General features: G+C 72.3%; 12 protein-coding genes. 4 read left to right on the forward strand and 8 right to left on the reverse strand.

What is annotated here, in order from left to right:
* Positions 1-11: 11 nt before the first annotated feature.
* Positions 12-2840, forward strand: a complete 2829-nt coding sequence (gene glgB, locus ACZ6TU_RS23520) for a 1,4-alpha-glucan branching enzyme (RefSeq protein WP_469550784.1) — start codon at positions 12-14, stop codon at positions 2838-2840.
* On the opposite strand, the gene ACZ6TU_RS23525 is transcribed toward glgB, so the two are convergent.
* Together ACZ6TU_RS23525 and ACZ6TU_RS23530 are read right to left on the reverse strand one after the other, a co-directional pair.
* On the reverse strand, positions 2837-3853 hold the full coding sequence (locus ACZ6TU_RS23525; protein ID WP_467681153.1) for an alpha/beta fold hydrolase: 1017 nt from the start codon (positions 3851-3853) through the stop codon (positions 2837-2839). The genes glgB and ACZ6TU_RS23525 overlap by 4 nt on opposite strands.
* The gene (locus ACZ6TU_RS23530) at positions 3850-4770 is read right to left on the reverse strand and encodes a zinc-binding dehydrogenase (RefSeq protein WP_467681155.1); all 921 of its coding nucleotides are present in this window, start codon (positions 4768-4770) and stop codon (positions 3850-3852) included. The genes ACZ6TU_RS23525 and ACZ6TU_RS23530 overlap by 4 nt, the downstream gene beginning before the upstream one ends.
* A gap of 90 nt (positions 4771-4860) precedes the next feature.
* Between ACZ6TU_RS23530 and ACZ6TU_RS23535 the strand changes: the two genes are divergently transcribed.
* Positions 4861-5805: a LysR family transcriptional regulator gene (locus ACZ6TU_RS23535; RefSeq protein ID WP_467681157.1), complete on the forward strand. Its 945-nt coding sequence runs from the start codon at positions 4861-4863 to the stop codon at positions 5803-5805.
* A gap of 48 nt (positions 5806-5853) precedes the next feature.
* On the opposite strand, the gene ACZ6TU_RS23540 is transcribed toward ACZ6TU_RS23535, so the two are convergent.
* The 5 genes from ACZ6TU_RS23540 to ACZ6TU_RS23560 all read right to left on the reverse strand — a co-directional run bounded on the left by ACZ6TU_RS23540 (position 5854) and on the right by ACZ6TU_RS23560 (position 10975).
* Positions 5854-7233 carry a cytochrome P450 family protein gene (locus tag ACZ6TU_RS23540; protein WP_467681159.1) on the reverse strand — a complete coding sequence of 460 codons (1380 nt, stop codon included), beginning with the start codon at positions 7231-7233 and terminating at the stop codon, positions 5854-5856.
* Positions 7234-7296: 63 nt separating this feature from the next.
* A complete protein-coding gene (locus ACZ6TU_RS23545; RefSeq protein ID WP_467681347.1) occupies positions 7297-9528 on the reverse strand; it encodes a HelD family protein in 2232 nt (743 codons plus the stop codon).
* A 183-nt stretch (positions 9529-9711) separates the two neighbouring features.
* Positions 9712-10026, reverse strand: coding sequence for a thioredoxin family protein (locus tag ACZ6TU_RS23550; protein ID WP_467681349.1), 315 nt, complete (start codon positions 10024-10026; stop codon positions 9712-9714).
* Entirely contained in the window at positions 10023-10436 is a 414-nt protein-coding gene (locus ACZ6TU_RS23555) for a MerR family transcriptional regulator (RefSeq protein WP_466099069.1), read from the reverse strand. Before ACZ6TU_RS23555 ends, ACZ6TU_RS23550 begins: the two co-directional genes overlap by 4 nt.
* 29 nt (positions 10437-10465) lie before the next feature.
* On the reverse strand, positions 10466-10975 hold the full coding sequence (locus ACZ6TU_RS23560) for an Lrp/AsnC family transcriptional regulator (protein WP_467681161.1): 510 nt from the start codon (positions 10973-10975) through the stop codon (positions 10466-10468).
* Positions 10976-11020: 45 nt separating this feature from the next.
* Between ACZ6TU_RS23560 and ACZ6TU_RS23565 the strand changes: the two genes are divergently transcribed.
* Both ACZ6TU_RS23565 and ACZ6TU_RS23570 read left to right on the forward strand, forming a co-directional pair.
* Positions 11021-11935, forward strand: coding sequence for an NAD-dependent epimerase/dehydratase family protein (locus tag ACZ6TU_RS23565; RefSeq protein WP_469550791.1), 915 nt, complete (start codon positions 11021-11023; stop codon positions 11933-11935).
* A 1-nt stretch (position 11936) separates the two neighbouring features.
* The gene (locus ACZ6TU_RS23570; RefSeq protein ID WP_467681165.1) at positions 11937-12827 is read left to right on the forward strand and encodes an aldo/keto reductase; all 891 of its coding nucleotides are present in this window, start codon (positions 11937-11939) and stop codon (positions 12825-12827) included.
* 26 nt (positions 12828-12853) lie between these two features.
* On the opposite strand, the gene ACZ6TU_RS23575 is transcribed toward ACZ6TU_RS23570, so the two are convergent.
* Entirely contained in the window at positions 12854-14365 is a 1512-nt protein-coding gene (locus tag ACZ6TU_RS23575) for an AAA family ATPase (RefSeq protein WP_469550794.1), read from the reverse strand.
* Positions 14366-14376 lie beyond the last annotated feature (11 nt).

Raw genomic sequence — 14376 nt, forward strand, 5'->3', positions numbered from 1 at the left:
AGGCTCCGCCCGTGACCCCCCGCCCTGAGTCCAGCGGTTCCCGTCCCAAGGGGACGGCCGGGGAGAAGATCCCCGAGCAGCCCACGGCCGCCCAGAAGAAGAGTGCCGCGAAGAAGACGGCCGTGCCGAAACAGGCAGTGGCCAAGAAGGCGACGGCCCCCGCGAAGAAGGCCGCCGCCAAGAAGACGGCCGCAACGCAGTCACCCGCGGCGAAGTCCACGGCCAAGAAGGCGGCCCCGGCGAAGACGACCGCGAAGAAGGCCGTCGGGAAAAAGGCCGTCGCGAAGAAGGCGGCTCCTGAGAAGGCGACCGCGACGAAGGCCACGGCCGAGAAGACGACCGCGAAGAAGACTGCCGCCAAGAAGACGACCGCGACGAAGGCCACGACGGCGAAGGCCACAGCCACCAAGGCGACGGCCACGAAGGCGGTAGCCAAGAAGGCGACAGCCAAGAAGGCGGTCGCGAAGAAGGCCACGACGGCGAAGGCGGCGGCCACCAAGGCGACCGCCAGCAAGGCCACCGCCGCCAAGCCTCCCGCCAAGAAGGCACCCGCGAAGAAGGCCACAGCCAAGAAGGCCACCGCAGGGACAGCCACCGCGGGGAAGGCCAGCGCCGCCCCGGCTCAGACCGTCCCGCCGGAGATGGAGATCGCCGTCTCGCCCGCCCTCGGCACGCCGGACCGGGACCGGCTGCTCAGCGGCACGCATCACGACCCGCACTCCGTGCTCGGCGCACACCCCGTGCCCGGCGGGATCGCGTTCCGGGCGTTCCGGCCGTACGCCCTGTCGGTGACCGTCGTCGCCGGTGAGGTGCGGGCGGAGCTGCAGGACGACGGGGAGGGGTTCTTCTCCGGGTTGCTGCCGCTGCGGGAGGTCCCGGAGTACCGGCTACTCGTGGAGTACGAGGGGACGGTCCTGGACACCGAGGACGCCTACCGTTTCCTGCCCACGCTGGGCGACCTCGACCTGCACCTGATCGGCGAGGGCCGGCACGAGGAACTGTGGACGGCGCTGGGCGCGCACCCGATGACCCACCAGGGCGTGACCGGCACCCGGTTCTCGGTGTGGGCGCCGAACGCGCTCGGCGTGCGCGTGGCCGGCACCTTCAACTTCTGGGACGGCACCGGCCACGTCATGCGGTCGCTGGGCGCGTCGGGCGTGTGGGAGCTGTTCCTGCCGGACATCGGCGAGGGCGAGCTGTACAAGTTCGAGATCACCCGTTCCGACGGTTCGAAGACGATGCGCGCCGACCCGCTGGCCCGCCGCACGGAGGTGCCGCCCGCGACCTCGTCGGTCATCACGTCCTCGCGGTACGAGTGGGGCGACGCCGAGTGGCTGGCCCGGCGTGCGGAGGCACCGGCGCACGAGGCGCCGTTCTCTGTGTACGAGGTGCATCTGCCGTCCTGGCGACCGGGACTGACGTACCGTCAACTGGCCGAGCAGCTCCCGGGGTATGTGAAGAACCTGGGCTTCACGCACGTGGAGCTGATGCCGGTCGCCGAGCATCCGTTCGGCGGCTCCTGGGGCTACCAGGTCACCGGCTTCTACGCGCCGACGGCCCGGCTGGGCACGCCCGACGACTTCCGGTACCTGGTCGACTCGCTGCACCGGGCCGGCGTCGGCGTGCTGATGGACTGGGTGCCCGCGCACTTCCCGCGCGACGACTGGGCACTGGCCGAGTTCGACGGCCGGCCCCTGTACGAGCACGCGGATCCGCTGCGGGCCGCGCACCCCGACTGGGGCACGCTGGAGTTCGACTACGGGCGCAACGAGGTGCGCAACTTCCTCGTCGCGAACGCCCTGTACTGGTGCGAGGAGTTCCACATCGACGGGCTGCGCGTGGACGCGGTGGCGTCGATGCTCTACCTCGACTACTCGCGTGAGCCGGGCCAGTGGACGCCCAACGAGCACGGCGGCCGGGAGAACCTGGACGCGGTGGCGTTCCTGCAGGAGATGAACGCGACGCTCTACCGCAGGGTGCCCGGCGTGGTCACGGTCGCCGAGGAGTCGACCGCCTGGGACGGGGTCACCCGGGCCACCCACCACAAGGGCCCGAGCGGCTTCGGTGGGCTCGGGTTCGGGCTGAAGTGGAACATGGGCTGGATGCACGACTCGCTCCAGTACATGAGCCACGAGCCGGTGCACCGCAAGTACCACCACCACGAGATGACGTTCTCGATGGTGTACGCGTACAGCGAGAACTACGTCCTGCCGATCTCCCACGACGAGGTCGTGCACGGCAAGCGCTCCCTGGTGTCGAAGATGCCCGGCGACTGGTGGCAGCAGCGCGCGGGCCACCGGGCGTACCTGGGCTTCATGTGGGCCCACCCCGGCAAGCAACTGCTGTTCATGGGGCAGGAGTTCGCCCAGGGCGCCGAGTGGTCCGAGGCGCACGGCCCGGACTGGTGGCTCCTCGATCCGGGCTACGGGGCCGAGGCCGAGCACCGGGGCGTGCGTGACCTGGTCCGCGACCTCAACACCGTCTACCGCGCGACGCCCGCGCTGTGGCGGCTCGACACGGACCCGGCCGGTTTCGAGTGGGTGGTCGGGGACGCCGCCGACGACAACGTCCTGGCGTTCCTGAGGCTCGACCCGGAGGGCAACCCGCTGCTGTCGGTGTCCAACTTCGCGCCGGTCGTCCGCCCCGACTACCGCCTGGGCGTGCCCGAGGACGTCCCCGCCTGGCACGAGGCCGTCAACACCGACGCCGCCGCCTACGGCGGCAGCGACGTCACCAACCCCGACCCGGTCAAGCCGGAGGCCCAGCCCTGGCACGGCCGTCCGGCGAGCATCCGGCTGACCCTGCCGCCGCTGTCGACGGTGTGGCTGCGGCCGGCCTAGGAGGACGGCGTGGGGCGGCTGCTGCGGTCGCTCCAGGTCAGTGTGTGCGCGATGTGGTCGGTGAGGGGGGACAGCCAGTCGCTCCGTGCGTTGCCGAGCAGGTGGTCGCCATGGGGGACGGACAGGTGGGTGCCGTGCGGTGCCAGGCGGGCCAGTGGCTCGCCGTTCGTGACGCCGGGGATGACGTCCTGGCCACCGTCCACGACGAGCAGGGGCGCGGCGATGCGCGGTGCGAGGTCGGCGAGGTCCACGTGGCGGGCGAAGTCGCGGGCGGCGCCGGCTCCGCCGGCCCGTCGGGTCATGATGTCCCGTACCGGCGGCGGGAGTTCGTCCCAGTCCAGGCGGAAGGGGCCGCTGACGGTGGCGACGGCCGCCACGCGGGGTTCCAGCGCCGCGGTCCGGGCCGCGTAGTAGCCGCCCAGACTGAGGCCGACGAGCCCGACGCGCGCCACGCCGAGCGCGTCGACGACCCGGCCGACGACCCTCTCGTAGTGGTGCGTGAGGGTGGTCGTGGCCGCGAGCACACCCTGCCCGGGGCCGTCCATCGCGAACACCGCCAGCCCCCTGGCCAGCAGCGCGGACACCAGGCCGAGGAACTCCTCCTTGGCCGAGTCCAGGCCGGGGACGACGATCACGGTGCCGGCGTCGGAGGGGCCGCCGCGCAGCCAGCCGGTGAAGCCCTCACCACTCACCCGCCGCGCCTCGGGTTCCAGCAGGGTCAACGCCCGGCTCAGGGCATGGTCCGCGTCGGCTGCGGCACGGTCCGCCTCCGCGTACGGCGCGAGCGTGGAGAGGTGGAACCACCGGGCCGCCATCAGGAGGTGTTCACCCGCCGAGACGGACGAGCCGGCCGTCTCCGCACGCCGTAGGCAGGCGTGCCCGGCGCGGGAGAGGGCCGGTCCCCAGTCGGTGACGGAGGAGAGGCCGGCGGTGACGCGGCGGTACTCATCAGGATCGACGCCCGCGCCGGTGGCGCGTGTCCACTGGGCGGCGGCGAACTCGGGGACGTTCACGGGGTTCCTTCCGTCAGCAGCACGGCCTTGCCGCGTATGCGGCGCTCGCGCAGATCGATCAGTGTGTCGGCGGTACGCGTCCAGTCGGCGACCCGGCCGATCTCCGGGTGCAGCCGCTCCTGTTCGACAAGGCGCACCAAGGCCGCGAGGTCGGGGCCGTAGGGGGCACCGGCGTAATGGAAGTGCTGGAGGGTGACGCGCTCGGGCCCGCCGAGGAGCTGGAAGAAGTCGAGGGTCACCGGAGTGCGGCTCGCCTGGCCGAACCAGACGAGCGTGCCGCCCGGGCGCGCTTTCGCCAGCGCCCTGGGCAGGTCCGGTCCGCCAGTGGACTCGAGTACGACGTCGAACGGCCCTTCGGCCGCCGCCACCTCGTGGACCACCCGGGCACCGAGCTCCGCGAGCCGCTCTCCGCGCACCGGCGTGGCCGTCACCGCGGTCAGTTCGGCTCCGGCGCCGACGGCCAGTTCGGTGACGTAGTGGCCGACCCCGCCCGAGGCACCGGTCAGCAGCACCCGCCTGCCGGCCAGGGAACCGGCCGTACGCAGCAGGCGCAGAGCGGTGATGCCGGCGAGGGGCAGGGCTGCTGCCCGGACGCTGTCGACGCTGTCGGGGAGTACGGCGAGGGAATGCGTGGGCACGGCCGCGTATGCGGCCCAGCCGCCCTGTGCCGGGTGCCCGGCGACGCGGGTGCCTGCGGCGGGGCCCGAGCCGTCGGCCGCCGCCTGCACGACGAGCCCCGCGATGTCCTTTCCGGGCAGCAGCCCCGGGCGAGGGTGTTCCAGCAGGAACGTCTCGCCCCGGTTCGGTGCGAACGCCTCGACCTTGACCAGTGCCTCATGCGGCTCCGGGACCGGCGGTGGGACCTCGGCGAAGGCGACCGGACGCGCCGCCTCTCCCGTGGGAATCAGTCTTCGCATGCCGGGCATGCAACCCCCGTGGCACCCCGGTGATCCAACAACGGACAGGCGAGAACGACAACTTTCGGTTGTCACCTAAGGTGAGGGGCCATGGATCTCGACATGGCGCAGGTACGTGGCTTTGTCCGCGCCGCCGAGGAACTGCACTTCGGGCGGGCGGCCGGGACGCTCGCCATCTCCCAGCAGGCGCTGTCCAAGAGGATCGCGCGGCTGGAATCCCTGCTCGGCACCGAGTTGTTCCGGCGCAGCGGCAAGGCCGTGGCCCTCACCGAGGCCGGACGGCGTTTCCTCCCGCCGGCCCGGCAGGCCCTGGCCGCAGCCGATGCCGCGGTCGCGGCGGCGGCCGGCACGGACCGTCCCCTGCGCGTGGATGTCTGGGGGCACCTCTACGCGCCGATGCGGACGCTTGCCCGGGTCGCCGGGCAGGCCGGGGATCTGGTGCTGGGGCACGGGCGCGATCTGCCGTCGGTGTCGGCGGCACTGCTGCACGGCGACATCGACGCGGCCTTCGGCCGGGTCCACCCTCCACTGGACTCCGGGCTGGCGCACCGCCTGGTCCGCCTCGAACCGGTGGACGCCGTACTCAGCGCGGACCATCCGCTCGCCTCCGAGCCGGCCCTGCGACCCGGCCGGTTGAGCGGCAGCGTGCTCTTGGCCCCCGGCGCGCTGGACCGCCTCGACTTCCTCCACCAGTTCGCCGAGCGTTTCGGCATCCCCACCACGGCCATGACCATCAACCTGGGCCTCGCCCACTTCCTCACCGAGGTGGCGCAGAACCCACGACGCTTCTCACTGCTGCCCGCCGACGTGCCCCTGCCGGACGTGCCCGGGCTGCGGTCCGTTCCGCTGGTCGATCCCACGCCGCTGTACGCCTGGTCGCTGCTGTGGCGCACCGGCAGCGGGCACCCGGGGCTGAGCGGCCTCACCACCGCCTTCGCCGCTCAAGCGGTGCGGAGCCGATGGCTGGAGTACGACCCGGCACGCGACTGGCTGCCCGAGCCGCCCCCGAATCCACCGGCGGGCGACCGGGGTTGAGCACGGGCGCCTGTGACGCCGCTGTGACGGGAGGAGTGGCTTCGGCGTTCAGCCCTGGCTTCGGAACATCAACCTCCTGAGCCCGGCCAGCAGGCCCGTGCCCTGGCGGTCCGGTTCCTGGAACACGCCGGCCCGGTGCTGCCGTGCGGGCCGGCTCAACTCGTACCGCACCGGCAGCAGCCGCAGGCCCCGGACCACCGGGCCCGTCCGCCACGGCAACTGGTCGTGCGGCAGGGCGAGTTCCACGGTGGCGAAGTGGTCGAGGATCCGGCCCACCGCGTGGGTCACGAGCACGCCGGCGAGTTCGCGCGCGGCGGCGGGGCACTGGTGCTGACCGGCGCCCCAGCCCAGGTGGGAGCGGGTCCTGAGGGCCGGGTCGACGAGGTGGGAGGTGCCGATCGCCAGCAGGTCCCGGTGGGCGGCAGCGGCGGACGGTGAGACGGCGTCCCCGGCCCGGATCCAGTAGTGGCCCAGCGGGACGTCCCGCGCGGCGAAGCGGAAGCACATGTTGGCCACCGGCGGGTTGGCGAGGGCGGCCCGGTCGACCGCCTCGCCCAGCTGCCCCGCCGACAGGCTGCGGCGGACGGTGGCGTTGCCCCGGATGACCTCCAGCAGCGTGTTGAGGACCATGTTGCCGGTGATGTCGTTGAGATAGACCGCGTTCATGAACAGCTCCCGGCCGAGCTGTTCGTCGGACAGGTGCGGGTCGGCCAGCAGCATGTACGAGGTGAGGTCGTCCCCGGGACGGGCCCGGCGGTGGGCGGCGAGCCGGGTGAAGGCCGCCAGGGCGCGGGCGGTGGCGGGCTCGGCGCCCCGGCCGCCGTCGAGCATCCGCCACAGGTCCATGACCAGTTCGTCGCCCAGCTCCACCGGGCAGCCGAAGAGCCTGGTGGTGACCATGAGCAGCAGCGGCCGGGTGTACTGGGCGCCCAGGTCGGCGAAGCCGGCCGTGCCGGACTCGGCGGCCAGCAGCGCGACGAGGTCGTCCGCGTAGCGGGAGACGGCCGCCCGCAGCTCCCAGCCCTGCGGGCCGCGCGCCTCCTGGAAGGGGCGCAGCGCCGAGTGCAGGGTCTGGCGGGCGGCGCGGTGCTCCTCGTCGTCCATGAACATCGTCTGCCGCACTTCGTACCCGGCCAGCAGCGGCCATTCGGACGGCAGTTCGCCCTGCGCGCGGGCCCGCCAGTAGCGGATGTCGCGCCGCCACTGGCACTCGTTGCGCAGGACGTCGAGGACCTCGCGGTAGTCGAGCACCAGCCACACGGGCACACCCATCAGCCCGACCGGTGCCACGGGCCCGTGCTGACGGCGCAGTCGCCGGTAGACCGCGCCGGGGTCGGCGTCGAACTCCGAGGTGAGCAGCGGCTCGACGGGCAGGGATCCGAGCGCCGGGCTGTCGGCCGGCGCGGCCGCGAAGGGCTGGGCTTCCATACGGCAACGCTTACCGCACCGGCCGTGCACAGGCAGTGACTACGACACGAACTGTTACCTCTCCTACACGAAGTGCTCGGCCAGAGCCTCCGGCAGCTCCCCGGTGTGCAGCACCCCGAGCCGCTGGGTGGCCCGGGTCAGGGCGACGTACAGGTCGCTGGTGCCGTAGCGGCCGGGCTCGACCACGAGGACGGAGTCGAACTCCAGGCCCTTGGCCTGGCGCGGGTCGAGGAGGACGACCGTCTGTGTGAGGTCGGGTTCGGCGCCCGCCGTCACGCCGTCCAGCCGTGCCGCGAGGCCGCGGTGGAGGTCGCGCGGCGCGATCACCGCGAGCCGTCCCTCGGCCGGGGTGAGCTCCTCGACCGCCTTGGCGACGGCGCCCGGGAGGTCGTCGGTGGCGCGTGCCCAGGGGCGTACGCCCGTGGAGCGGACCGAGCTCGGCGGCTCGAACCCCGGGTGCTCGGCGCGGACCACTGCCGCGGCCGCGTCCATGATCTCGGCCGGGGTGCGGTAGTTGACGCCCAGCCGGGTGTGCTCCCAGCGGTCCTCGACGTACGGGGCGAGGATGCCCGCCCAGGAGCCGACACCGGCCGCCTCCGCGGTCTGTGCGGGGTCGCCGACGAGGGTCATCGAGCGGGTCGGACTGCGCCGCATCAGCAGCCGCCACGCCATCGGCGACAGCTCCTGCGCCTCGTCCACGATGATGTGCCCGAACGCCCAGGTGCGGTCGGCCGCGGCGCGCTCGGCGGCACTGCGGTGGTCGTCCTCCTCGTGCCGCTCGGCGAACCGCTCGGCGTCGATGATGTCGTGCGCGGACAGCACCTCGGAGGACTCGGGGTCGTCCTCCTCCTTGTCCTCGAACTCGTACGTCCGGGACGCGTACGACACGTCCAGCACGCCCTGCGCGTAGGCGATCTGCCGCTCCCGCTCGCGCTGCGCGCGCTCCCGGGCCAGCCGGTCGTCCTCGCCGAGGAGTTCGGCGGCCTCGTCGAGCAGCGGCACGTCCGCGACGGTCCAGCGCCGGGTCACCGGGCGGCGTACGGCCCCGGCGTCCTCGGCGGACAGGAACTCCTCGGGCGCGGCGAGGAAGTCGGCGACGAGCCCCTGCGGGGTCAGCAGCGGCCACAGCTGGTCGATGGCTGCCCAGACCTCGGGGTTCTCGGCGAGGTCGTCGCGGATCTGGGTGATGTCGCTGGGGTCGAGCAGGCTGGACCCGTCGAAGGGGTCGGTGCCGATCCGCTCGGCGTACAGCTCGGTGAGGGTGTTGAGGATGTGCCCCTCGAAGTGCTCGCGGGCCGCGTTGTGCGGCAGCTTCGCGGCGCGGGTGCGTTCACGGGCGACGCCGACGAGGCCGTCGTCCAGCATGAGCACTTCGCGTTCGTGCTCGATGGCGATCACCGGGTCGGGCAGCGCCTGCCGGCTGCGGACGACCTCGGCGAGGACGTCGGCCATCTCGGCGCGGCCCTTCACGGCGGCGGCCTCGGGCGTGTCGGTGGCGGTCGCCTTCACCCCGGGGAACAGCTCGCCGACGGTCGCGAGGAGCACACCGGTCTCGCCGAGGGAGGGCAGCACCTCGCCGATGTAGCCGAGGAACGCGGGGTTGGGCCCGACGATCAGCACCGCCCGCTTGGCGAGCAGTTCCCGGTGCTCGTACAGCAGGTACGCGGCACGGTGCAGGGCGACGGCCGTCTTGCCGGTGCCCGGGCCGCCCTCCACCACGAGCACGCCGCGGTGCGGGGCGCGGATGATGCGGTCCTGGTCGGCCTGGATGGTCTGGACGATGTCGCTCATGCGGCCGGTGCGCGCGGAGTTGAGCGCGGCGAGCAGCACGGCGTCGCCCGTCGGGTCCTCGTGGCCGGTACGGGTCTCGTCGCCGAGGTCGAGGATCTCGTCGTGCAGGTGGGTGACCCGCCGGCCGTCGGTGGCGATGTGCCGCCGGCGCCTCAGCCCCATCGGGGTGTGGCCGGTGGCCAGGTAGAAGGGGCGGGCGACGTCGGCGCGCCAGTCGATCAGGACCGGTGTGCGCTCGGCGTCGTCCCTGCGCAGGCCGATGCGTCCGATGTGGTGGGTCACGCCCGAGGTGAGGTCGATCCGGCCGAAGCACAGGGAGCCGTCCACCGCGTTCAGCGCGGCGAGCAGCCCGGATCGCTCGGCGACGAGGATGTCCCGCTCCAGTCTGGCCTGCATGGGCGTGTTGCCCTGCGCGAGCGCGTCAGTGACGGAGGTCTCGGTGTCGCCGCGCAGCGCGTCCACGCGCGCGTACAACCCGTCGATGAATTCCTGCTCGTGCCGCAATTCATCGTCCGGAAATTCGGTGTTTGACAATTCCGCTCCCGCCCGGATATACTGTGCTCACTGAACTTAACTGTGACTTCAATCGACTTGAAGTCACGAACAGACAAATATACGCAAGGAAATCCCCCGGGCGCAATTGCTCGGGGGATTTCCTCGTTTCCGGGCCGTTGTCAGGGTCGGCGGCTACAGCACGTCGACGAGCTCCTCCAGCAGCCGCCGCTTGGCCCGCGCCCCCACCATCGCCTTTACCGGCTCACCGCCGCGGAACACCATGAACGTCGGCATCGACAGCACCTTGTAGGCGTTCGTGGTCTCCGGGTTGGAGTCCACGTCGAGCTGCACCACCTTCAGCCGGTCGCCCTCCTCGGAGGCGAGGGCCTTCAGCACCGGCCCCATCTGCTTGCAGGGCGGGCACCAGTCGGCGGTGAACTCCACCAGCACCGGCAGGTCCGCGCCGATCACCTCCGCCTCGAAGTCCGCGTCCGTCACGTCGATCACCACGTGTGCCTCCCCAGCTCGCAACCAGGCTCCGGACCCCCCGGAACCTCCGCCTCGGCGGCCAGCTCGGCCCGCGCCAGCTGCCGGGCGACCGTCTCCCGCACGCTCGTCAGCTGACCGATCAGGGAATCGAGTTCGTCCAGCTTGCGCCGGTAGACCGCGAGCGACGCCGGACATGTGTCGCCCTCGGGGTGCCCGGCCCGCAGACACTCCACGAAGGGACGCGTCTCCTCCAGGTCGAACCCGAAGTCCTGCAACGTCCTGATCTGCTCCAGCAGCTTCAGGTCGCACTCGTCGTACGTCCGGTAACCGTTGCCCTCACGCCGCGCGGGCAGCAGCCCCCGCGACTCGTAGTACCGGAGCGTCCGCGTCGTGGTCCCGGCCCGTGCGGCCAGCTCGCCGATTCGCATGCCGTCGAACGTAGTCCTTGACGCCGACGTCAAGGCAACAGCGGTTTCCGCTCCACCGGGGAGGTCAGCACGATCGACGTCGTGGTGCGGCCCAGCGCGGAGACCGCCTCCAGCACCTCCTCCAGGTGGACGGTGTCCCGGACGGCGACCTTGAGGATCCAGCAGTCCTCCCCGACCACGTGGTGCACCTCGATGATCTCGGGCCGCTCGATCAGCTCCAGGGTTCTGGGGTGCTTCAGGTTGTAGCCGCCGTGCGGGTCGACCCGGATGAACGCCTGGATGCCGTAGCCGAGCCGGGCCGGTACGACCCGGGCCGCGTAGCCGCTGATCACGCCCGCCGTCTCCAGTCGCCGCACCCGCTCGGTGACCGCCGCCGGGCTGAGCCGGACCCGTCGGCCCAGCTCGCTGAGCTTGATCCGGCCGTCGGTCTGGAGCAGCTCGAGGATCTGCCGGTCCAGCGCGTCGAAGGCCACCGATGTTTCGTCGGCGGCGGTGCGCAGATGCCGTGGTTCTTTCGGCGTTGCGGCCTGAACTCCCATGGTTCCCCCTTCAAGGCGTGGCTGTGCGCCAGGAGAATTATGGTCATGGAAAAGGCCCTGGAAGTCCTGGTCATCGGCGGGAACCGTTACGTCGGAAAGCGTCTGATCGCACGGCTGCTCGCCGAAGGGCACCGCGTCACCGTGCTGAACCGGGGGTCCTCCCCGCCGCCCGCCGGAGTGGCGCAGTTGGTCGCCGACCGGGACGACGAGCGGTCCCTGACCGAGGCGCTCGGCTCGCGCGTCTTCGATGTCGTCGTCGACCAGGTCTGCTACACACCACGCCAGGCGGCACTCGCGCGCCGTGTCTTCTCCGGCCGTACCCGCCGCTATGTGATGACCTCCACGGTCGAGGTGTACGAGTACGAGGACTCCCCCGCCCTCGTGCGCGAGGAAGCCGTCGACCCGGCCACGGTCACCGTGGACCTCGGGCTGCCCTGGGACGACCCGGCGTACCTGGAGGCCAACTACGGCGAGGGCAAGCGGCAGGCCGAGGCGGTCCTCGCGGCCGACGGCCCGGCGTTCCCGTACACGGCGGTGCGGGTGGCCCATGTGCTGGGCGGGGCCGACGACTTCACCGGGCGGCTGGCCCACTACGCCGAGCGGATACGCGCCGGCGAGCCGGTCGCCGTGCCGGTGGTGAACCGGCCCGCCACGTACGTGCACGTCGAGGAGATCGCCCGCTTCCTCGCCTGGGCGGCCGGCGAGGACTTCACCGGGCCGGTGAACGCCGCCTCGCACGGGACGCTGAGCACCGAGGAGCTGTGCGAGGCGGTGGCCGCGCACATCCCGGGCGGCCGGGCCGTGTTCCGGCCCGTCGAGGTCGGCGAGGTCTCGCCGTTCTCCTTCCGCCGCGCCTACGGCATGGACAACGCCCGTGCCGCCCGGCTCGGCTTCACCTTCACCGACGCACGGCAGTGGCTGCCGCGTGCCGTCGCCGAGACGCTCGGGAAGGGCGGCTGACATGCGGTACAGGACACTTGGCGGACTGCGGGTGAGCGCGATCGGGCTCGGCGCGATGCCGCTGTCCATCGAGGGCCGGCCGGACGAGGAGCGCGCCCTGGCCACCGTGCACGCCGCGCTCGACGCGGGCGTGACCCTCCTGGACACGGCCGACTCGTACCATCTGCCGGGTGCGGAACCCGGCCACAACGAACGTCTGCTGGCCCGCGCGCTGGCCACGTACGGGGGCGACACCTCCGGCGTGCTGGTGGCGACGAAGGGCGGCCGTGGCCGCCCGGCCGGCGGCGACTGGACGGTGAACGGCTCCCCGGGCCATCTCAAGGCCGCCGCCGAGGCCTCCCGCAAGCGCCTCGGTGTGGAGGCGATCGGCCTCTACCAACTCCACAAGCCGGACCCCGAGGTGCCCTTCGAGGAGTCGGTCGGCGCCCTGCGCGAGCTGCTCGACGCGGGCACGATCCGGCTGGCCGGGGTGTCCAACGCGGACGCGGACCAGATCCGCCGGGCGCGGGAGGTCCTCGGCGAGAAGCTGGTGTCGGTGCAGAACCGGTACTCCCCCGCCGTCCGGGACAGCGAGCCGGAGCTGCGGCTGTGCGCGGAACTGGGGCTGGCGTTCCTGCCGTGGAGCCCGCTGGGCGGGCTGGCCCGCAGCTCCCTGGACGGGCCGTCGCGAACCGAGGGCAGGGAACGCCTGGCCGCCTTCCACGAGGTCGCGGCGGACCGCGGCGTCAGCCCTCAACAGGTCGGCCTGGCCTGGCTGCTGGCGCGCTCCCCCGCCGTCGTCCCGATCCCGGGGGCGAGCCGGCCGGAGACGGCCAGGGACTCGGCGGCCGCGGCGGACCTGCTGCTCGGCGCGGAGGAACGGGCACGCCTGGACGAGGCCGCCGGGCCCTGAGACCTATGGCCCGAAGGCGTCGTCCACTACTCGAAGGCGTCTTCGTCCTGCCACTCCGCCTCGTCCTCCGCGTCCTCGGTGCCTCGCACCCCGAGCAGTCGCCGGGTCAGCCGGTCGTGGTCGGAGAGGAGTTCGTCGAGGGCGGCGCGGACGTCCTGCGCCTCGGTGCGGGGCGACTCGCGCTCGGCGGCGATCAGTACGGACCGGCGTACGAGCTCCTTGGTGAAGGACGCCGTGGTGCCTTCCGTGCGGGCCACCACCGCGTCGGCGATCTCCTTGTCCAGGCCGAGTCCTGAGCCGTACAGACCGAGCAGACGGGCACGGCCGACCGCGTCCGGCAATGGGATCTCCACGGCCAGGTCGACGCGCCCGGGCCGCTGGGCGAGGGCCGGTTCCAGCAGGTCGGCGCGGTTGGTGGTGAGCAGGAAGGCGACGTCGGCGTCGTCGCCGAGGCCGTCCATCTCGTTCAGGACCTGGAAGAGCAGCGGCTGCTCGCCACCGCCGTAGTCACGGGCCTCGGCGATCAGGTCGCAGTCCTCCAGGACGACCAGCGCGGGCTGGAGCATCCGGGCCAGGGCGCAGGCCGGGCCGATGGCCTCGATGCTCGTCCCGGACAGGACGACGACGGTGAACTCGGGCAGGTGGGAGAGGAGGTAGCGGATGGTGTGGGTCTTGCCGGTGCCGGGCGGACCGTAGAGCAGCAGTCCGCGGCGCAGGTGCTGGCCGGCCGCGCGCAGTTGCTCCCGGCGCCGGGCCACGCCCACGACCTGCCGCTCCACCCGCTCCAGCAGCCCCTCGGGGAGCACGATGTCGTCCCGGGTCAGTCCGGGCCTGCGGTGGAAGCGGAACGGTCCGAGGCCGGTGCCGAACTCCGAGCCCTCGAAGGACAGAATCTGCCCCCGGAAGATGTTGAGCTCGCGCACGAGCACGTCGATCTCGGCGAGCAGCCGGTCGGCGAACTCCTTCTCCCCGGCCAGCACCTCGATCTCCACCTTGTTGCGCCCGTACTCGTCCTGCGGCCCGCGCAACAGCACGGCGAACCGCTCCTCGCCCTCCGCCCCGAGGTAGAAACCGCAGGAGACACAGGCGAGTTCGGCATCGGGTGAGACCGGCAGCTGGGCGTAGTCGACGGCCCCGACGGTGAACCTGTCGTACCGGTCGGCCGCTTCGAGGATGTCGCCGAGAGTCAGTTCACCGTGGTGCTGCGCCCCGCGCATACCGATGAGCTCGAACGACCGCCCCTCCCCCGCGAACCAGCGCTCCAGCGCGAGGTGCACGTTGGGCAGGTCGTACGAGGGATAGGCCACCTTGACCACGGGCCGCTCCCCGGCGGTGGCCCCCAGATGCTCCCGGAGCCGCCCGGACAGATCACGGTCACTGTCCCCGTGCCGTCGCCCGGGCCGGGCCACCGCCATCAGGAACTCCTGGAACAGCTCACCGATCTGCTCCATGGACAACGGAGACGCCTCCCGCTCCGCCCCGTACCGAGCCCGGTACGCCTGCGAGCTCAGGATCTCGACCTCGCCCGCTTCCCCCATACGTCCCTCCA

This window comes from Streptomyces sp. NPDC052064 (genome assembly GCF_055585925.1).